Source organism: Leeuwenhoekiella sp. MAR_2009_132, assembly GCF_000687915.1.
Classification (GTDB): Bacteria; Bacteroidota; Bacteroidia; order Flavobacteriales; family Flavobacteriaceae; genus Leeuwenhoekiella.
Genome location: NZ_JHZY01000002.1, coordinates 587,266 through 608,011 on the forward strand (window position 1 = coordinate 587,266; position 20,746 = coordinate 608,011).

Consider the following 20,746-nt stretch of genomic DNA (forward strand, 5'->3'; position numbering starts at 1 on the left):
GGTTAGTTAAACTCAAACGTTTCAATTTCTTTAAAAGGATCAAGTTCTAGCTTTTGCATTTCTGCTTTATAAGTTTTCCAGTCTTCATTAAAAAAGGTATTAACAGCAGCTAAAGCCTGAGTCAATTCTTCTTTTGCCTGAGTAACTAGAATATTTTCAGTCTTAGTTAAGCCGTTAGGCCTGCTTCCTACATAGCCACGAGCCGAATATATACGGTTGAGCACCGTGACTTCTTTATTTCTGGTAATTCCTTGTCTATCATCTTCCTTACCTAAAAATAATGCGATTTGAGCATCTATTTTTTTAGTAATAGCTTTAGAACTGTCAATCTGAACTTTGTATTTGGTTTTATCGAGTTTCTTTAAATCTGATATATAGTTATCTGCTATATTTTTACTTTCAACAAGTTGTTTTACAGCGTCTGCTGAAACCTGAATCATTTCTTCCAGATTCTTTTCAGCAGCATATATTTCATTTATTGCATTCGCCGAAATATCTAAACGAGGGTCACTTTTTACCGTGATGGTTTGACTATTTTCTAAGTCACCATAATTAAGCACCACTTTATAAGTTCCCGGTTTTACCGAAACTCCGCCAGATTCTGATGTACGCTTACGTAGTGTACGCGAAGGTCTGTCGCTGCCTTTCTCATCCATATACCAGCGCATGCTATACGTACCTGCACTATCTGGAGTTTTTGTTTTTAAAGTTCTAATAAGACGCTCACCATCGTAGATAGTTAGTGTGATGCTATCCCACTTTACAGCAGATTCAGAAATCTCTTCATCTTCAATATTCTCTTTTATATCTTCTTTTTTCTTTGCTTCGTCTTTTTTGGGTTTAAAAAAGTATTTTATCTGAGCGCCGCTGCTGCGGTTTTCTCCATTAAAGGTAGCATCTGCACCAAATCTACTTCCCATAGGTTGCTGTGAAGCGTTTTGATAGGCAACAGCAGGAGGGAAGATCTCAAGAGTAGGGGTTTCTGAGCTACTCATTTTAGCGATTAAGTCTTTATTGCTCGCCAGTGCGCGTAAGGGTTTAAGATCATCTAAAACCCAGATAGATCTACCAAAAGTTGCAATGGCAAGATCATCTTCACGCTCCTGAACTACCATATCTTTTACAGGAACAGTAGGGAAGCCGTTTGTCCATTTTTGCCAGTCTGTACCGGCATTCAAACTGATATACAAGCCATCATCTGTACCTAAAAACATTAGATTAGGTTCTTTTTTATCTTCTAATATAGAAAGTGTATAGCTACCTACATCGTCAACATCTACAATACTTTTCCAGGTTTTACCGTAGTCTGTAGTACGATACGCATACGGTTTGTAATCAAATCTTCGGTAATTATTTGCAACGAGCAGCGCCTCACCCTTTTTTGTAGCTGAAGCTTTAATCTGTGCAATCCAGCTGCCTTCTGGCAAGCCTTTTATATTTTTTGAAACATCGGTCCAGTTCTTACCACCATTTGTAGTAAAGAATACCTTACCATCGTCAGAACCGGTCCAGAGCATATCTTTTTCAACAGGAGAAGGCTCAATAACTAGAATTGTTGTGTGATTTTCGGCTCCTGTAGCATCCATAGTTAATCCGCCACTTTCGCTTTGTTTTTGTTTTTCGGGATTATTAGTGGTGAGATCTGGCGATATAACCTCCCAGGTTAATCCTTTATCTGTTGATTTATGTACAAATTGACTGCCAAAGTAAAGTGTGCTGTTGTCAAACGGATCGATATTAATTGCTGCATTCCAGTTAAAGCGTAGTTCTACTTCAGGATTCGGGTGTGTAGGTCGTACTGAATAATTGTTACCTGTAACCCAGTCGTATCTGCTCACAAAACCTTGCTGACTCATAGACCACCCGTATTGTGAATTGTCTCTATCGGGAACTACATCGAAGCCATCACCAAAAGAGATTTCCTGCCAGTAAGCGTTCCGTATTCCCTGATCTTTCCAAACATATGAGGGACCTCTCCAGCTTCCGTTATCCTGCATACCGCCATAAACGTTATAGGGGTATTCATTATCTACAGCAATATGGTAAAATTGACCCACTGGAATATTTTCAGCAAAGCGCCACGTTTTACCACCATCTCGTGTAATATTGAGTCCGCCGTCATTCCCGTCTATCATAAAATCAGGGTTTGTAGGATGTATATACCACGCATGATGATCTGGGTGAACACCATTTTCAACCCCATAGGCAGGCATAAGTTCTTTAAAGCTGGCACCACCATCTTCAGATACATTTATGTAGGTAAAAACGGTATACACTCTATTCTCATTATTAGGGGCGACGTAAATTTCTGCATAATAAAAAGGGCGATCTCCTATTTCATCTGTATTATCATTTACTTTTTTCCAGTTTTCACCACCATCTTCAGAACGGTATAAGGCATTCTTTTTAGATTCAATATATGCATAGACGATATTGGGTTTATTTGCGGCAATTGCAAGTCCCATACGACCTAGATCACCTTCCGGCAGCCCGTTTTTAGAAGTAATCTCTTTCCACGTATCACCACCGTCATAGGTAATATACAGGCCAGACCCGGGACCACCACTATTAAAAAACCAGGGGTCGCGCTTGTGTTGCCACATTGCAGCAATTAATTTATTTGGGTTTGTAGGATCCATTATAAGTTCACCAGCTCCAGTTTTAGAATCTACATAAAGAATTTTCTCCCAGCTTTTACCTCCGTCTTGCGTGCGGTACACACCGCGTTCTTCGTGTTCACCCCAAGGCGATCCTATTGCAGCGGCATAAACCACATCAGGATTTGTTGGGTTGATACGTACTCTATATATATGACGGGTATTTTCTAGCCCCATACATTTCCAGGTTTTACCACCGTCAAGTGTTTTGTAAACTCCAAAACCACCATTTAAACTATTACGGGGATTTCCTTCTCCTGTACCGGCCCAAACTACAGATGGATTAGATTGTTGAATTGCAACAGCGCCGATGGAAGCGGTTGCTTCGTTTTCAAAAACCGGTTTCCAGGTTACGCCGCCCGAGGTTGATTTCCAGATACCACCACTCGCAGCTCCTGCATAAATTATATCTGGGTTTGCAGTAACCGCATCTATTGATGTAATACGGCCACTCATTCCGGCAGGTCCTACGCTACGTAGTTTTATATTTTTGAGTAAATCGAGATTTACTTTTTGGGCAGATATTCCTAGTGACAATGCTAAAAAGGAGAGTAGTAGTGTTTTTTTCATAATTTAAAATAAGATGAATTTTTTTCTAAGTTAAGGAAAACTTAAAAATATTGATCTGATTTGCATTTTTAGGTCATCTTAACATAAAAAAAATACAATTAACAGAAGCTTATAAACCTGAACGTAAAAACTTGAGAAATTCATTATACTTTTGAGCAACTAAAATTTAAAACAACACTTATGAAAAAGATATTTTTAAGTATGGCAGTACTTGCTACTTTAGCTTTTACTTCTTGCAAAGACAATGAAAACAAAGAAGCTGATGAAGCTATGACCGAAGAGCAAATGGCTATGGAGGCTGAGGCAACTACTGAAGAAGAAATGCCAGAGCAACAAACTATCGCTACTATAGCAATGGGCAATGAGAACTTTACAACTCTTGTAACTGCTATACAAGCTGCAGAATTAGGAGAGACTCTAAATGGTGCTGGTCCTTTTACTGTTTTTGCTCCTACTAATGCTGCATTTGATAAATTACCTGCAGGTACATTAGAAGGTTTAACAAAACCTGAAAATAAAGAGAAATTAGCTGGTCTTTTAAAATACCACGTTGTTTCTGGGGAGTATATGGCTGCAGATGTAGTTAAAGCAATTAATGACAATAACGGAAGTTTTGTAATCAAAACTGTACAAGGTGGTGAGTTAACTGCTACTTTAGATGGTGAAAATGTTATTATTACTGACGCTAACGGAAACAAATCAAAAGTAGTTATGGCAGACGTAGATGCTTCAAATGGTGTGATACATGCTATTGATGCAGTTGTGATGCCAAAAATGTAAGACTTTTTATAAGTTCTTTATAAAACCCTTCAGCAATGAAGGGTTTTTTTGTTTTTAGTGTAATCTCGTTTAGTTTTAAACGTCTAAGCTTATTCTAAAATTGGCTAATTTTTAAGTCTAGCTTTTCTATTCTGGGCGTGGTCAAAAGTCTAAAATTCCGTAATTTTAAGTCGCTATGAAAAAACAAAATATACGTAAGGGATTTGTCTTTAAAACTTACGAAGCCCCCGAACAGTCGTTGTTTGATCAACTTTTTGAAATTTTTAAAGAGCTGATAACGCATACCTCGGGAGACTTTGATGAGGCAATGGACTGGCTTAAGGAATTGGATAAGGAATATAAATTAACTAATGAGGACTATACATTAGATGATTTTGTGCAGGAACTTAAAGATAAAGGCTATCTCAAAGAAGAACTAGAACCTGACGGGAAGGGTTCTTTATCAATTACTGCTAAAACAGAGCAGGCAATACGACAACGTGCTTTAGATCAAATTTTCGGTAAGCTTAAACGTGGTGGTTTAGGAAACCATAAAACCAATAGAGTAGGTAGTGGCGATGAGCATACTGGTGAAACCCGGGAATATCGTTTTGGTGATGGTCTTGAACGTGTCTCGATGACCGAAAGTCTCAAAAATGCTCAGATCAATAATGGTATGGGTAATTTTGATTTAACCGAAAGAGATCTTATTGTTGAAGAAACTCAGCATAAAGCGCAAATGAGTACAGTGCTTATGATAGATATCAGTCACAGTATGATTTTGTATGGCGAAGATCGCATTACACCTGCTAAAAAAGTAGCGATGGCTCTCGCCGAATTGATAACAACCCGTTATCCTAAAGATACCATAGATATCATTGTATTTGGTAATGACTCCTGGCCTATTAAAATTAAAGATCTACCGTATTTGCAGGTAGGGCCATACCACACCAATACCGTTGCCGGCTTGCAACTTGCTATGGATATTTTGCGTCGTAAACGTAATACCAATAAGCAGATTTTCATGATAACAGATGGTAAGCCTAGTTGTATACGAGAAGCAGACGGTCGTTATTATAAGAACAGTGTGGGCTTAGATGAATATATAGTAAATAAGTGTTACAGCCAGGCCAGTCAGGCGCGTAAACTTAAAATACCTATAACCACATTTATGATTGCACAAGACCCGTATCTGATGCATTTTGTACGCCAGTTTACTGAAGCTAATCAAGGAAAAGCATTTTACACAGGCCTCAAAGGACTGGGAGAAATGATTTTTGAAGATTATGAAACTAATAGAAAAAAGAAAATACGCTAGAAAAAGAAAATAAAGAAAAGACTATGAGCAAACCAGCTATTAAAACATTAGGTGAGTTAAAAAAAGCAAACTATGCCAGTCGTGGTATTAAAGATGAGCTTCGTCAAAATTTACTTAAAAATATTAAGGAAGGAAAAAACTCTTTTGAAGGTATACATGGTTATGAATATACGGTAATACCAGAATTAGAGCGCGCAATTCTTTCCAAGCACAATATTAATTTATTGGGTTTAAGAGGGCAGGCAAAAACACGTCTTGCACGTTTAATGGTTCAACTGTTGGATGAGTGGGTACCTGTTGTTGAAGGTTCAGAATTAAATGATGATCCGTTTAATCCCTTATCGCGTTATGCTAAAGAATTAATTAGTGAAAAAGGAGACGATACACCAGTAGACTGGCTTCATAGAGATGATCGTTTTGCTGAAAAATTAGCAACTCCAGATGTTACCGTAGCAGATTTAATTGGGGATGTAGATCCTATTAAAGCTGCTAATTTAAAACTGAGTTATGCAGATGACCGCGTGATTCACTTTGGGATGATCCCTCGTGCAAACCGCTGCATTTTTGTTATTAATGAGTTACCAGATTTACAGGCTCGTATTCAGGTAGCCTTGTTTAATATTTTACAGGAAGGAGATATACAGATTCGTGGTTTTAAATTGCGTTTGCCTTTAGATCTTCAGTTTGTATTTACTGCAAATCCTGAAGATTATACAAATAGAGGAAGTATTGTAACCCCTTTAAAAGATCGAATAGGTTCTCAAATTCTTACACATTATCCTGAAACAATAGAAATAGCGCGCACCATAACGCAGCAAGAAGCACGCAGAGATGGTCGTAATGAGGAGCAGATTTATGTGCCTTCACTAGCAAAAGATCTTTTAGAGCAAATAAGCTTTGAGGCTCGTGATAGTGAATATATAGATGTTAAAAGTGGTGTAAGTGCACGCATGAGTATTACCGCTTATGAAAATCTTCTAAGTACTGCAGAACGCAGAGCGTTACTGGCAGGCGAGGAGAACACTACTGTACGTCTGGGAGATTTTATGGGAATGATACCTGCAATCACCGGTAAGGTAGAGTTAGTTTACGAAGGAGAGCAGGAGGGAGCAGCTTCTGTTGCACATACCTTAATAGGAGATGCGATAAAGACTTTATTTATTAGTTATTTCCCCGAAATTAAAAAGCTCGAAAAACAGAATGAAAATAATCCTTATGACCCTATTATAGCGTGGTTTTTTGACCAAACCGATTTTGAATTGCTTGACGATTTAAATGAAGCGGAATATAAAAAGATGCTAGATGATGTTGCGCCTTTGCAAACCCTTATCAATACGTATCAGGCAGATCTTGATAAAAAAGATCAGTACTTTATGAAAGAGTTTATTCTTTGGGCACTGGTAGAGTTTAAGAAATTAAGCAAATACCGTATGTCTGAAGGGATGCGTTTTAAAGATTTATATGGTAGTTATATAAACGGTCTTTAGACTTATGAAAACTTAAAATTAAAAACCCCGCTAAATTTATTTAGCGGGGTTTTTTTATGAGATAATAGAAGTACTTCTGAAATCGAAGACTCAAATGGATTTGTGTATTACTTTAAGATGGTAAACTCACTTCTTCGGTTTACATCCTGTTGAGCATCTGTACAATTCATAGAATTACAATCGTTTATCAAATCGGTTTCTCCATAACCTTTAGCGGTCAAACGACTTTCATTAATACCCTGAGAAATTAAATAGGCTACTGTAGCCTGTGCTCGACGCTCAGACAACTGTAAGTTATAACCATCAGAACCCTTGCTATCTGTATGCGATGCAACTTCAATATTCATATTAGGATATTTTTGCATTACCTCAACGAGTTTATTTAAGATTTTAGCAGCATCAGGACGAATAGTTGCCTTGTCAAAATCAAAAAATATTTTCTCAAGATTTATCTGTGTTGTTTGATTACGTTTATTAAAAACAATTAAACTGTCTGAGTCTGCATATGCAAGCATCTCTAATTTAATAACCGTTTTAGTAAGTGGCGAATATTCAATTTTTACTTCCTTTTCGGTAGGAACATAAAGTTCTTTATTGGCTTTAAATTTATATGAACTGTTAGGGCGAACATCAAATTTGAAGCTTCCATCTTCAGCAGAACGGGTTTTAGTAATGGTACCGGTTTTAGTATTAAACATCGTTACCTCTGCGCTTGGAATAGGCTTTAAGGTAGTCTTATCATCTACATTTCCTAAGACCACATAATCTACGTTAGGATAGATTTCTAAGGCATATAATTTGTCTTTTCCGGTTCGATTAGAAGAGAAAAATCCAGAGCCATAGCCCTCTTTTAAAATAAGAGCAAAATCATCTGCATTTGAATTTATGGATGAGCCCAGATTGAATGCTTCTTGAAAATCACCAGACTCCCAGTCGCTTCGGTAAACATCTAGACCACCCAGACCTTCTACGCGATTACTGGCAAAATACAGGTTGCCCGATTCTGATACAAATGGAAACTGCTCTAATTTATCTGTATTTATCTGAGGCCCTAAATTTACAGGATTGCTTATACTGCCATCGGGATTTATTTCTGCCTTATATATATCAAAATTACCAAAACCACCAGGCATATCACTAGCAAAATATAGTGTGCTGCCATCTGAGCTAAGTGCAGGATGGGTTATTGAATATAACGGGTTATTTATTTCAATAGGTTTTACATTAGACCACTGTGTACCTACCAGCTCTGCACTATAAATTTGTAAAACACCCACTTTACTTTTGTCTATTCTACTTAATTGTGAGCTGGTACGTGTAAAATACATACGTTTACCATCTGCCGTAAATACTGCATTACTCTCGTGCGTATCTGTATTTATTGCTCCCGGAAACAAACCTTCATCAGTTATCGTACTTCCCGAAACTTTAGCATAATACAAATCTAGAAAGGGTTTTCCGGTCCAGGCATAAAGCGGTCGTTCTGCATTACGATTTGAAGCAAATACGATTTGTCTGTCAAAATAAGCGGCTCCAAAATCGTCATAAGCAGAAGCAGCATCTAAAACCGTAGGCATAAAATACTGTGGAAGTTTAAGATCGTTAGCTTCAGTGGTTTCTAATATAGAAATTGCTTCACCTGTATAAGTAGATAACAATTCATTTGCCTTGTCATAATCTTTGTTGCGTTTTGCGGCATCTGCATATCTAAAATAGGTACTTAGGCTTTGATTAGGATTTAGCATCCACGCTTTTTCATAAGTGGCAGAAGCGTTTTGAGCATCTGCAGTGTAATAATAAGCGTCAGCTAATTTTAAGGTAGCTGTAGAATCTAAAGTTTCTTCTGTCTCATAAGCTTGTATTGCTTCGGCGTATGCCTGATTAGCAAAAAGCTTATTGGCCTCTTTTAATGTTTTGCTTTGTGAAAATCCCACTTGAAAAACAATCAGCAGAATACATAGAATGGTATAAGTTTTCATAGTTATAATACTGTAAATTAAAAGAAGCGAGGAGATTTAAGATAAGATGGTAATTTGCTTAACAGGTCAAAATCAAAGAGAACCATAACTTCGTGGCTTCCGTTATTGTACGCTCCTAAATTTGATGTGGTATAATCATAGGCATAGCCTACGCGAACACCTGGTGTTACCTCAAAATTTAGCATTCCGGTTACGGCATCATCAATGCGGTAGCCTATACCTGCCTCAAAACGTTGATAAAAACGCACATTGGCATTAACATCAATACTTACCGGAGCGCCATTTACCCATCTCGCCATAAATGAAGGTTTAATCTGAAAGTCTGAAGACGGTTCAAATACATAACCACCGGTAAAAAAGAAATGTGTGTTTTCACTTCCCAGACGCTGAACGCCATTTTGATCTTCAAGATGTTGAGAAGCTACAAGATTAGGTGCAGAAAGTCCTAAATAATATTTTTCTGAAAAATAATAAGCTCCAATTCCTATTGTAGGATATGTGCGGTTTATATTCTGATCAAAAGAAGGGTCTGTTGCAGGACCACCGCTGCCTAGTTGAAGTCTGCTAAAGTCTGTACTAAAAAACGAAGCTCCGGCTTTAATACCTAAGGCAAGTGTAGCATTTTCCTGTACGGGTAATTTATAAGCAAAATCTGCATTTAAATTAGTTTCCTGTACTACATCGCCTATTTCATCGTGAACAATATTTAAACCCAGCTCTACTTTATCAGAGACGGGTAAATGGCCAAAAAAGCTGGCAGTTGTGGGAGCACCATCTATACTTACCCACTGTGCTCTGTAAATGCCACCTATTTTAGCTTTATTTACAGATGAATAAGCCGGGTTAATCACGCTCATATTATACATATACTGCGTGTATTCTGGGTCTTGTTGTGCAAACATACTTGTGCAAAAAAGGACAAGCACTGCAAAAAACGTGAATTTTGAAGTTGAAGTTTTCATTGAGATCATCCTTTTATCTGTTTAGGTAAACTTTACCTTGTTTAGAATTTGTTTGGCCATTGTTGTAATTGATAATGTAGAAATAGGTACCGTTAGGAAGTGTGTTTCCTCCTAAGCGGTTTTGATTTGCCTGTCCGTTCCAGAAGCCTGAAGAGGCATTACCTTTAAACACGACATTACCGTTACGGTTAAATATCTCAATAGTATAATTTGGGTAAATAATATCTATATTTTTCATTTCAAACAGATCATTTATTCCATCGCCGTTAGGAGAGAAACCATCTGGTATAAATACCGAATCACAACCTGTTAAATCTGCTGTTACAGCTAATCGTTGTGAACTTTCACAACCTGAAGAACTGTTTTGAGCAGCAAGATAGTAGGTTGTATTTGCAGATAAAGCGGTAGTTGAACTTACAAGAGAGCCGCCGGTTGCAGCATCGTAAACTAAGACGTCAAAACTTGAGCTCGCATTCGCTAAAAGATCAGCTACGGTAGGATCGTCGTTTACGCAAAACACATTTCCTGATGCAGTAAGTGATGGGGTAGTAGGATCTTCAAGGGCTATTACAGCAGGATTAGCAGTTACATTTGAAGCACTACACAATGTTGTAAAATTTTGAATATCTATAATTTCTATGGTAGTAACGCCTGCACTTATCAGTACTGAAGAATCTATAGACAAGGTCGCAGCGCCTGCTGTGAAAGGCAATGTAGCAGTTACAGACTGTACTGTGTTAGCTCCACTAAGCGCATAGGTAACTAAATAATCTGCATCTACTAATGCTGAAGCACCGCTTATTAATACAGATACCGGTTCTCCAAAACATACATCAGTACCGGTTACTACAACACCGGTAGCGTCTGGTAAATCGTATATTTCAAAATCATCACTCACAGCTAAAGTACCAGAAGCACAATTTGATGCGCTTGTAACCTGTGTAATATCTATGGTTGTAATCCCTGTTTGTGTTAAAGCAGTAGCTGGTATTTCAAATAATCCGGTTCCGTTAGTTACAGTTACGGTTGCCGAAAGACCTGAGGCTGTGTTCGTGCCAGACAAATCATAAGTTACTGTATACGTGCCATCAGTAAGATCTGCTGCATTTGCAATACTAACTAATCCTGGTTCATTTACACATATATCTGAAGCTGTCACGCTTTCATCAGCAAGTTCTGGAATAGGATTCACCTCAAAAGATGTAGTTAAACTTGTATCGTTAATACAGGTGGACGCTGTGCTTGTAATTGACTTAATAGTCAAAGTAGTTGTTCCTGCATTAGCTAAGGTTAGAGCATCAAGAGATAAAGATGCACTTCCTCCTAGGAATGTGATTGTAGCCGTTTGAGAGAACATATTTGCTCCGGTTAACTCATATTCAATTTCATAAGTACCATCTGTAAGATCTGAATTTGTAAAAAGAATATCTGAGCCTTCTCCTAAACATACCGAAGCTACACTAACTGTTGTATTTGTAAGTGTAGGAACGGGTAAGGTTTCAAAATTTTGAGAAATCGGTAAACCTGTTGCTGCACAGTTTAAAGTAGCAGTAGCTAAACTTAAAATTGTGATTGTATTAGTTCCTGCGTTAGTAAGTGATGTTTCGGCAATTGCTAAGATTGCCACACCAGCAGTAAAGGTCACATTAGCATTGGTCTGTGCCAGCGTATTAGCACCGCTAATTGTATAGCTTAACGTATAACTACCATCCTGAACAGCAGTTGGAGCAACATTTATCGTAAGAGTAGCTTCCTTGTCTTCACAAACATCAACTACCGTAAGTACTGCATTGGTTAGATCTGGTATAGGAGTAATATTAAAGTCGGCTGCTGGCATTGTTAAGTTATCTGCTTCACACGCCGTTAATGAATTTGCAATTGAAGTCAGCGTGAGGTTAGAGTTCCCATTTGCTAAAATTGTTGCAGGTAGTATAAATGATCCTTTACCGTTTGTTACAACAACGCCAGTAGCAGATTGATTTGTAAGTGTAATAGCTCCTGTTAGGTCATATGTGAAATCGTAAGTGCCATCTGTAAGATTTGCAGTCGTAGCTGTGTCTGTAATAGTGACAGTTACTGTTTCGTTTTCGCAGGCATCAGTAACACTAACGCTTAAAGTTTGAGCGTCTGGTTTAGGACTTACTGTAAATGTGGATGTTATTGTAACATCAGAGCTACATCCTGCATAGTTAGTAGCATTTGTTAATGTAATAGTATAGTCATCTGCCGTTAAGAGTGCTGTTGCCGGTAATGTAATTGTAGCTGTACCTCCTAAAACATCTGCTGTCTGTGTATAATTCATCGAGGTTGTAGAATTTGCCAGCGTATAGGTAAAGCTATAGTTTCCATCTATTAATTCGAGTTCTGAAGTACTTCCTGCATCACTTATGGTGAACGTACCATTTTCTTCAAGACATAAAGGTTGATCTACTTCAAGAAGCGCATCAGATAGATCAGGTAATCCCACTATAGTAAGTGTATCTCGAAGATCTCCTAAATACGTGATACATTCTCCAAATGTATTAGGGTCTTTGATAGACTCAATAACGAGTTCAGCAACTCCTACACCTGTGAAAAAACCTGTATTTGCATTAAAAGTACCCACACCATCGGTCATTGTAACAACTACCGTTTCTGTACCCGCATTTGGTGACGGACTTACGCTGTATGTCATTTCGTAATTTCCATTAGGTATATCAGCTATAGCTCCTGTAATGGTAACAATTGGAGTAATAGGTAACGTATCTACGCAAATAACGTCCTCATCTTCCGCAGGAAAACTAAACTCTAATATAGCATTTCTAAAATCTGCTACCTGCTCAATCACGATATTTACAGTAATTTCACTTTCATTACAAATTTGATTTACAGGTTCTACAGTGTAGGTAAAAGAATAGGTGCCTACCCCATAGGTATCGCGTATTCTTTCGATATTTATAAAACTATCTGTAGCACTGGTAATCTCACCGGTTTTATTTTCCGTCCAGAAACCGCCATCATCTTCGTTTATGATTGCAGTTCTTAAATTATAATTTCTGAAACCAGATAGATCATCAGTTTCACAAAATATAGTTTTTACGTTAGGATCTAAATTACCAGAGTCTGGGGCAGGAGATACTTCAAGTCTTACCATACTTGAAATAGGAGAAGGATTAGCAGAACTAGTCTGGCAATCTATTGCTGGTTGATCTGTAATGGTATATCTAAACGTGTAGGTACCTTTCCCAGCTTGTGAAGCATCAAAATTACGTCCTGATAGTGAGTTGCTGGCTGAGGCGACATCATCACCTCTTTCATTACTTACTGCTATAAGAGTCCAGTTTCCTGGCGTAGTTGCTGCAGGGCTACCTCCTGTAAATTGGAACAAGTTGACGCTACTATTGTCATCACAAGCCACAGCATTCATATTGCTTTGTCCCGGAAAGCCCGCTAATGTAAGTGTTACTGTAGCGCTTTCTGAACAATTGGGGTTGGTATAGGTATAAGTAAAAGAACCGCCGCTACTTATTTGCCAGGTATTTAGCTCACCCGTCATTTCGTTTAGACCACCTGTATTGTCGTTATCAGTCCAGGTACCACCCGGAGTTGGTGAACCACCTAGAGCTGCAAATAGGTCTAAAAATTGATTTGTTTCTTTGTTACACGAACTGAGTGTCGCATCCTCACCGGCGCACTGAGCATAGGTTGATGTAGAAAATCCGAAACTAATAAATAGAAAAGACAGCATAATTGCCTTTCCTAAAAAAGTAATTTTTTTATGCATAGAAGTTGGGATAAGTTTTAATAATACAATATTAATCGTTTAATTGCAAATAATCACGATTAAGGTAAAATTATATTAGTAAAACTTTCACACTTAAACTTCTAATTCTGACGGATCTTCTTTATTACCGTTAGGATATAAGGCAAAGCGTTTCATTTTCGCGTCGTGGGTATGCTCAGGTGAAGGCCACGGCCATCCACCAAATTCTGTTTCCTGAAAATTTCTGAAAGCATTTTCGATATCACTTCTTGAATTGCCTACAAAGGGTCCGTGTTTTACGACGTGCTCGTTTATGGGCATTCCTTCAAGTAGTAAAAGTGATGCAGGAACATTTGTATTAGTAAGTGTTAAATCTTGTGAGGCTTCTGCCTGTATCTCGTGCATAACCGGTATGGTAAATTCTTCAGAAATAAGTGTATTACCCTCATAAAAATATAATGAACGGTTAGCGCCTTCTTTTCCCTTAGGAAGTGTAAATGTCGCTTCAGCATCTAATGTTATCAGCCAAATGTTTATTCCGTTTTTAGGATTTGCTGCCCAGGAGTCTGGCGCAGGGTCTAATGCTCTTTGATTCTTATAAGTACCCGCAATAAGGGTTATGCTAATGTTATTGTTATGTTTATCCTTAAGATTAATAACCGGAATATTCTCGTGCCACATCATCCCAAAATAAGGAGCTACACCTTTACTTTTTGCAGGTAAATTCAACCATATTTGAAAAAGCAGCAGGGGATTTTTGTCTTCGGTATTGAGTAGTGGAAACATTTCACTGTGTTGTACACCTTTTCCGGCTGTCATCCACTGTACATCACCATTTCCAAATCTACCGGCAGCGCCTAGCGAATCTGAGTGATCTACAAATCCCTGTTGTGCTATAGTAACTGTTTCAAAACCTACGTGCGGGTGTGCCGGAAATCCCGGTATTTTAGAGCCGTGGTACATCGCCCAGCCATCTTTCTGAACAAAATCCTGACCCAAATTACGACCTGCTAAAGATGCTTCAGGTCCTAAATTACCATTGCCTTTAGGGTAACTATCGTGGTGAAAAGCACAAAAAAGAAATGGATCTTGAGTTTCCCACTGGTTCTGAAGTTGTTTTATTTTAATAATAGCAGCCATAGATTTAATTTCTAAAAGAGTACACTAAGTTAGGTGACCCAACCCGTAACTGAAACATTAAATGTAAGCACTTATTCACAGTCATCTATTAAAGACCAATTCAAAATTTGTAATTTTCAACAATACACAATTTAAAATCTTAAGGGCAGTGAAATTTTTTCAGAAGGAAATACAGTTAAAGCGACGAGCTAGAGGTTTTCATTTAATCACAAATGAGATTACAACTCATTTAGAAGAGTTGAGAACAATAAAAATAGGGCAATTACAGGTATTTATTAAACATACGTCTGCCAGCCTTACTATAAATGAAAATGCAGATCCTACAGTACGGGAAGATTTTGAAAGTCATATGAATAAAATGGTTCCCGAAAATGCACCTTATTATATACACACCTACGAAGGGCCAGATGATATGCCGGCGCACATCAAAGCATCGCTGATGGGAGCTTCGGTGACAATACCCATTACAAACGGAAAATTAAATCTGGGAATCTGGCAGGGTATTTATCTTTGTGAACACCGTAATCACGGTGGCTCACGAAGTGTTGTACTAACATTATTTGGTGACTAGCTGCTCTTTAGCTTCAATTAGCTGGCTTAAAATGTATTCTACGCCACCCTCGTTGTTGCTTTTAGTACTATAATTAGCTGCCTTGGTAATATTAGGATGTGCATTCTGCATAGCATAGCTAAAGTGAGCCAACTCCATCATTTCGATGTCATTATTGTAGTCACCAAAGACCATAGTCTCATCTTTAGAAATATTTAATTTATTCTGAAGGATTTTAAGTGCGCGACCTTTATCTGTATTGAGATGACTTAAATCTAGCCAGTTTTCTCCAGAAACTTTTGCCTTAATTTTATCTTCTAAGTGTCGTACTTCGGGATACGTAGTTGTTTCTGAACCACCAAAACTGTAAACAGCTATCTTAAAGAAATCATCGTCTTCGATTTGCGTTAGGTCCTCTACACGGTCATATTTAAAATAATACTCGTTAAAGATATTTAGGAATTTGTCGTGCTCAGATTCTACATACGCCTGTTTTTTTCCGCATAGAACAATATGTGCATCATCTATTTTACGCATACGACGTATTAAATCGTGAACCGTTTGCGTGTCTATAGTACAAGTATCTGTTACTTCTTCTGCGATTACGGTCATTCCGCCATTTTCTGCGATTATGGTAATCTCATCTTTAATAGGCTCTAACTTGTGAATCATACTGTAGTATTGTCTTCCGCTTGCGGCTACAAATTGTACATTATGCTTTTTAAGTTGTTCAAACTGCTCAAAAAATAAAGAACTCACAGCTCCTTGATCATTAAGGAGTGTACCGTCCATATCTGAGACTACTAATTTTACATGTGATAAATCCATAAGCGCGAAAATAACCCATACTCGCAACCTGACCGAATTTCTAACATTAAGAGTATCTTAAATTCTTAATATGTCTGTTTTTATAGATTGAGAACACGATTAATACTTAGCGCCCTGCGCTATATTTTTACTTGCTTTTTCAATAAAAACACGTAAATCTTCATTTGCATTTTTCAAATCTTCGTTGCGCAAATACATCATATGACCACTGCGATAGCCTTTAAAATCTATACGGTTTGTAAACTTACCATTGAGGTTTATCTGGCTCATAATATACTTGGCGTTAAAATAGGTACAGGCACCGTCATAATAACCTGATTGAACCAAAAGATGCAGATTTGAGTTCATAGCCATTGCTTCGCGTAAATCTGAACCAGAGTGGTTGTTACTACGATCCCAGGGTCTAACGTCGCCAAACATATCATATGTTAGATCTGTTTTAAAATTGAGTTCCTGAGTCATATAATAATTGATTGCCGGCGTAAAACTATGTAGCCAGGAAGTAAGTTCGCTGTTGTAATCTGGAGATGAGCCAGCATCAGCGATATCCAGACCTTTGTATCTGGAGTCAAGACGTCCTATGGTAAATCCTTCCTGATCGCGCAATAAATCTTTCCAGAAATAGTCAAACGGTACAGCAAGATTGTTTTGTTTTACGGTTTTTTGCGATAAACCAGAGTAGAAGGCTGTTTTTTCTATAGCGGTACTGCGTTCTGCTTCGGTAGCATAACCGCCTTTAGCCAGTACCGGAAGCAATTCATTTACAGCATAGGCTTCAACTTCAGGAAGCACTTCTAGTAAATCCTTATTTTGAAGGGCAGGAGGTAGGGCTTTGTGATACCAAGCAGCGGCTGCAAAATAAGGCAGACGGTTTGCAATTTCTACAGGACCTTCAAATTCAAAGCCTATTTCTGTAGGTGATACTAGAATCACACCGTTTAAATACATCCATTTGTTTTGCTGCAATTCCATAGCCAAACCCGAAACACGTGTTGTACCATAACTTTCACCAATTAAAAACTTTGGAGATCTCCAGCGGTTGTGGCGGGTAACAAAAGTATTGACCCAGGTGGCCAAATAACTTATGTCTGCATTTACTCCAAAGAATTGTTTGCGATCTGGCATTTCTCCCTTTTTATTGGGAAGCATTCTGCTGTAACCTGTATTTACCGGGTTTATAAAAACAATATCTGCTACGTCTAAAATCGAATTGGGATTGTCTTTAATTCCATAAGGTTGTACCGGGAATCCTTCATCGGTTATTTTAAGGATTCTTGGGCCGGTATAGGCAATATGCATCCATACCGAAGCAGAACCGGGACCACCATTAAAGCTTATAACCAGTGGGCGTGTCTGGTCATCTTTAATATCTGTTCGTGTGTAGTAGGTATAGTTTAAAGTAGCTACAGGATTTCCTGACTCATCCCAAACCGGCTGAAAACCCAACTCCGCTTTATACGGAATACTTTTACCTTTAATGGTAACATTGTGATTAGATATTATAGTAGTATCTACAGGGACTTTCATTTTTTGGGCAACTGCCGAAAAGCATATGGTTAATGATAAAAGAAGCGTAATTTTTAATTTCATGATACTGTAGTTGTTTGATATGTGAACATTCAGGATTGTATAAATTTAATATTTTGATGCTTTTAGCAAACTGTCTAATTCCCGCCTGTTAAATGATTTTCCGGCTTTTATAACCTCAAAAATATCCTGAGTACTTTTAATATCTTTTAAAGGATTTGCATTTAATAAAAGTAAATCTGCTTGTGCTCCGCTTTGTATTTTCGGAATCGTCTTATTTAAGAATTGAGCTCCGTTTTGAGAAGAAGTTTTAAGTGCTTCAAGCGGACTCAAACCTGCATTTACTAAAGCTTCGAGTTCTTGGTGTAAAGATATACCGGGATAGATATAAGAATTGTAAGCCCCACAGTCTGAACCTGCAAGAAGGCCTACCTTATTTTTATTCAATTCGCCGGTTAGCTTAACAAATGTAGAATCTAATTTTTTCCGCATTCGTACAAATTCTGGTGAGGCGCCTAGTGCACTGTTAATACGACCTTCGTAAGTTTTTTGAACTCCGGAACCTATATAACTTAAATAATCGTCAGACGTATGATCTTGCTCATCAAGGTAACTTAAGGTATGGCCAATATGTAGTGTAGGCACAACGTATACATTACGCTCATTCAGGCTATTAAAAGTTTTAAGAGCAGCAGCATCAGAATAGGTCTTCATAACCTGATCTAAGGAGGTCCAGAAACCTGTTTCACCTTTTTTTACAGCTTCCGTTATGGCTACCTCTTCTCGTGAACACCCTTTTAAAATGTAATACAAGTGTTCTATTGCGTCTATTCCTGCCTCGGTAGTTTCTTCTAGTGTAACCGAATAGGGCATATGCCCACTTGTGATTATGTTTCGACTTTCGGCCTCTTTAATGGTTTGTAAGTAATTTTCCGCGGAAATTTTACTGTCGTAAATTTTTACAAAATCTACATTTAAAGCTTGAAGCGAATCGAGCGCACGGTTAATTTCTTCAAGATTTGAAACTTCTAAAGATCCTGCCCAGGTTGCGCCGGGACCATCTATTTTAGGACCCGAAGTATATATTGTAGGTCCGTTTAAAGAACCGGCAGCCATTGCATTTTGCCACTCGTGTACCGCAGTGGTTAAATCTCCACCGGCATCGCGTACTGTGGTAATTCCGTTTGCCAGGTAGAGGTTTAAAAACTTTTTATTTTCTTCTATTAGACTATCTCCACCGCGAAAATGTACATGATTGTCCCACAAACCCGGCATTAGATATTTACCTGTTCCGTCAATTTGGGTTTTAGCAGCGCTGGTTAGCAAATCTTTAGTGCGTACAATAGAGTGAATGGTATCTGCATTTATAAATACCGATTGTTCATTAAGAATTTCACCGCTTTCTAAATTGAGAATATTCACATTATGAATTACCAAATCAAAAACAGGAGCTTTAGAGGTACAGGAAATTAGAAATAAAGAAGCAGTGAATAGAAGTAGCGATTTATTCATAAATCATATTTTAATTTAAAGCATTCAAAATACGGAGATTCTCTAAATAAATTGGGGTAAACTAAAAAAGAGCCCAAAAGGGCTCTTTTAAATTATATTTTATGGTGTTTTATTTTCCCCACTCTGTGTGAAAAATACCTTCGCGATCTATACGCTCATAGGTGTGCGAACCAAAGTTATCACGCTGCGCCTGAATAAGGTTAAGTGGCAATAAACTTGATGTGTACGCTTCAAAATAATTTAAAGAAGCAGACAATCCCGGAACCGGAATACCACTTAATGCAGCATAAGAAACCGTTGCTCTCACAGAAGTCATAGTCTCTTGTACCTTGGGTACAAATGAAGGTGCTAATAATAAGTTAGGTAATGATTTATCTGAAATATATGCTTCAGAAATCGAGTCTAATAAACCAGATCTAATGATACAACCGGCTCTCCATATTTTTGCGATAACAGACATGTCAAGATCGTACTCATATTCTTTAGATGCATCTGCAAGCTGGTGTAAACCCTGTGCATAAGCAACTATAAAGGAGAAGTACAAAGACTCTTCTGCCATTGCGATTAATTTGTCTTTGTCTATAGCCTGTGGTTCTGGTCTACTGTATAATTTATCGGCAACAATACGTTCTTCTTTTAATGCCGAAATCTCCCTCATACTCACCGCAACATCTATCGTAGGTACAGGTATTCCCAGATCCATCGCGTTTTGTGAGGTCCATTTACCGGTTCCCTTTTGTTTGGCTTTATCAAGAATCATATCTACCAGAGCACCATCACCTAAATCGTCTTTTTGAGCAAAAATTTCGGCAGTAATCTCAACTAAAAACGATTGTAAACGGCCATTATTCCATTTATCAAAAATTTGGTGCAATTCATCATTGCTCAAATTCAAAGCTTTTTTCAGCAGATCATAAATTTCTGAAGTAAGTTGCATCATTCCGTATTCGATACCATTGTGAACCATTTTCACATAATTTCCGGCAGATTTTGGTCCTAAATGCGCAACACAAGGTTCTCCTTTAAATTTTGCTGCAACCGCTTCAAAAATAGGTTTGATGTGGGTATATGCTTCTGCATCACCACCCGGCATTATACTAGGGCCTTTACGAGCTCCTTCTGCGCCACCACTTACACCGGCTCCAAAGAAATTAATGCCCTTTTCTTTTAAATACGCTTCACGACGATCTGTATCTGTAAAAAATGAGTTACCGCCATCTATAATGATATCACCTTTATCTAAGTGAGGAAGTAAGGTTTCTATTACCTGATCTACAATTTTACCTGCAGGAACCAGCAACATAATTTTTCGCGGAGCGGAAAGCGCATTTACAAAAGTGGTAATGTCTGAAGAGGCATCTACCTTAGCCAGATCACCACCTTCTTTTTTGAGTGCATCTACTTTTTCTTGATCTAGATCATAACCGTAAGCCTTAAAATTGTTGTCTGCGACGTTTAAAATAAAGTTACGTCCCATTACACCGAGACCTACAAGGCCAAAATCATAATTTTTATGCTCCATAATAATTAGTTATTGTTCTTTTTAATTTGCACTATAATGTTTTTATAAAGCCTCTTGTGTGCAGATAAGATGCCTTATTTTTGTATTGGTTATTGCCAAAATTAAATGATAACATTGACTTATTACTGCTTTATTCTATAAACTCATGTTATAATTACAGATAACCAATTAAGACTACAAAAATCAATAAAAA

General features: G+C 37.8%; 13 protein-coding genes. 4 read left to right on the forward strand and 9 right to left on the reverse strand.

Annotated features, from left to right (window positions below; all coding sequences use genetic code 11):
* Window positions 1–2 precede the first annotated feature (2 nt).
* Complete coding sequence (locus tag P164_RS02505; RefSeq protein ID WP_028374904.1) at window positions 3–3,227, reverse strand: WD40/YVTN/BNR-like repeat-containing protein; 3,225 nt, start codon at window positions 3,225–3,227, stop codon at window positions 3–5.
* Window positions 3,228–3,407: 180 nt separating this feature from the next.
* Here P164_RS02505 and P164_RS02510 point away from each other — a divergent pair, with 180 nt between their 5' ends.
* From P164_RS02510 to P164_RS02520, 3 genes are all read left to right on the forward strand, one after another.
* Window positions 3,408–4,007 (forward strand): fasciclin domain-containing protein, encoded by a 600-nt coding sequence (locus P164_RS02510; RefSeq protein WP_028374905.1) that lies wholly within the window; start codon window positions 3,408–3,410, stop codon window positions 4,005–4,007.
* Between the two features lie 175 nt (window positions 4,008–4,182).
* Window positions 4,183–5,304 carry a vWA domain-containing protein gene (locus P164_RS02515; protein WP_028374906.1) on the forward strand — a complete coding sequence of 374 codons (1,122 nt, stop codon included), beginning with the start codon at window positions 4,183–4,185 and terminating at the stop codon, window positions 5,302–5,304.
* A 23-nt stretch (window positions 5,305–5,327) separates the two neighbouring features.
* On the forward strand, window positions 5,328–6,791 hold the full coding sequence (locus P164_RS02520; protein ID WP_028374907.1) for a hypothetical protein: 1,464 nt from the start codon (window positions 5,328–5,330) through the stop codon (window positions 6,789–6,791).
* Between the two features lie 107 nt (window positions 6,792–6,898).
* On the opposite strand, the gene P164_RS02525 is transcribed toward P164_RS02520, so the two are convergent.
* The 4 genes from P164_RS02525 to P164_RS02540 all read right to left on the reverse strand — a co-directional run bounded on the left by P164_RS02525 (window position 6,899) and on the right by P164_RS02540 (window position 14,614).
* Window positions 6,899–8,770 carry an OmpA family protein gene (locus tag P164_RS02525; protein ID WP_028374908.1) on the reverse strand — a complete coding sequence of 624 codons (1,872 nt, stop codon included), beginning with the start codon at window positions 8,768–8,770 and terminating at the stop codon, window positions 6,899–6,901.
* Between the two features lie 17 nt (window positions 8,771–8,787).
* Window positions 8,788–9,732: a type IX secretion system membrane protein PorP/SprF gene (locus P164_RS02530; protein WP_028374909.1), complete on the reverse strand. Its 945-nt coding sequence runs from the start codon at window positions 9,730–9,732 to the stop codon at window positions 8,788–8,790.
* 13 nt (window positions 9,733–9,745) lie between these two features.
* Window positions 9,746–13,495 (reverse strand): gliding motility-associated C-terminal domain-containing protein, encoded by a 3,750-nt coding sequence (locus tag P164_RS02535; protein WP_028374910.1) that lies wholly within the window; start codon window positions 13,493–13,495, stop codon window positions 9,746–9,748.
* Between the two features lie 93 nt (window positions 13,496–13,588).
* Complete coding sequence (locus P164_RS02540; protein WP_028374911.1) at window positions 13,589–14,614, reverse strand: pirin family protein; 1,026 nt, start codon at window positions 14,612–14,614, stop codon at window positions 13,589–13,591.
* A gap of 148 nt (window positions 14,615–14,762) precedes the next feature.
* Between P164_RS02540 and P164_RS02545 the strand changes: the two genes are divergently transcribed.
* On the forward strand, window positions 14,763–15,185 hold the full coding sequence (locus tag P164_RS02545) for a secondary thiamine-phosphate synthase enzyme YjbQ (RefSeq protein WP_028374912.1): 423 nt from the start codon (window positions 14,763–14,765) through the stop codon (window positions 15,183–15,185).
* On the opposite strand, the gene P164_RS02550 is transcribed toward P164_RS02545, so the two are convergent.
* The 4 genes from P164_RS02550 to gndA all read right to left on the reverse strand — a co-directional run bounded on the left by P164_RS02550 (window position 15,171) and on the right by gndA (window position 20,553).
* On the reverse strand, window positions 15,171–15,992 hold the full coding sequence (locus P164_RS02550) for a Cof-type HAD-IIB family hydrolase (RefSeq protein ID WP_028374913.1): 822 nt from the start codon (window positions 15,990–15,992) through the stop codon (window positions 15,171–15,173). The two genes, P164_RS02545 and P164_RS02550, sit on opposite strands and share 15 nt — an antisense overlap.
* A gap of 99 nt (window positions 15,993–16,091) precedes the next feature.
* Complete coding sequence (locus P164_RS02555; RefSeq protein ID WP_028374914.1) at window positions 16,092–17,582, reverse strand: S10 family peptidase; 1,491 nt, start codon at window positions 17,580–17,582, stop codon at window positions 16,092–16,094.
* 45 nt (window positions 17,583–17,627) lie between these two features.
* A complete protein-coding gene (locus P164_RS02560; protein ID WP_028374915.1) occupies window positions 17,628–19,031 on the reverse strand; it encodes an amidohydrolase family protein in 1,404 nt (467 codons plus the stop codon).
* A 109-nt stretch (window positions 19,032–19,140) separates the two neighbouring features.
* The gene (gndA, locus tag P164_RS02565; RefSeq protein WP_028374916.1) at window positions 19,141–20,553 is read right to left on the reverse strand and encodes an NADP-dependent phosphogluconate dehydrogenase; all 1,413 of its coding nucleotides are present in this window, start codon (window positions 20,551–20,553) and stop codon (window positions 19,141–19,143) included.
* Between the last annotated feature and the right edge of the window lie 193 nt (window positions 20,554–20,746).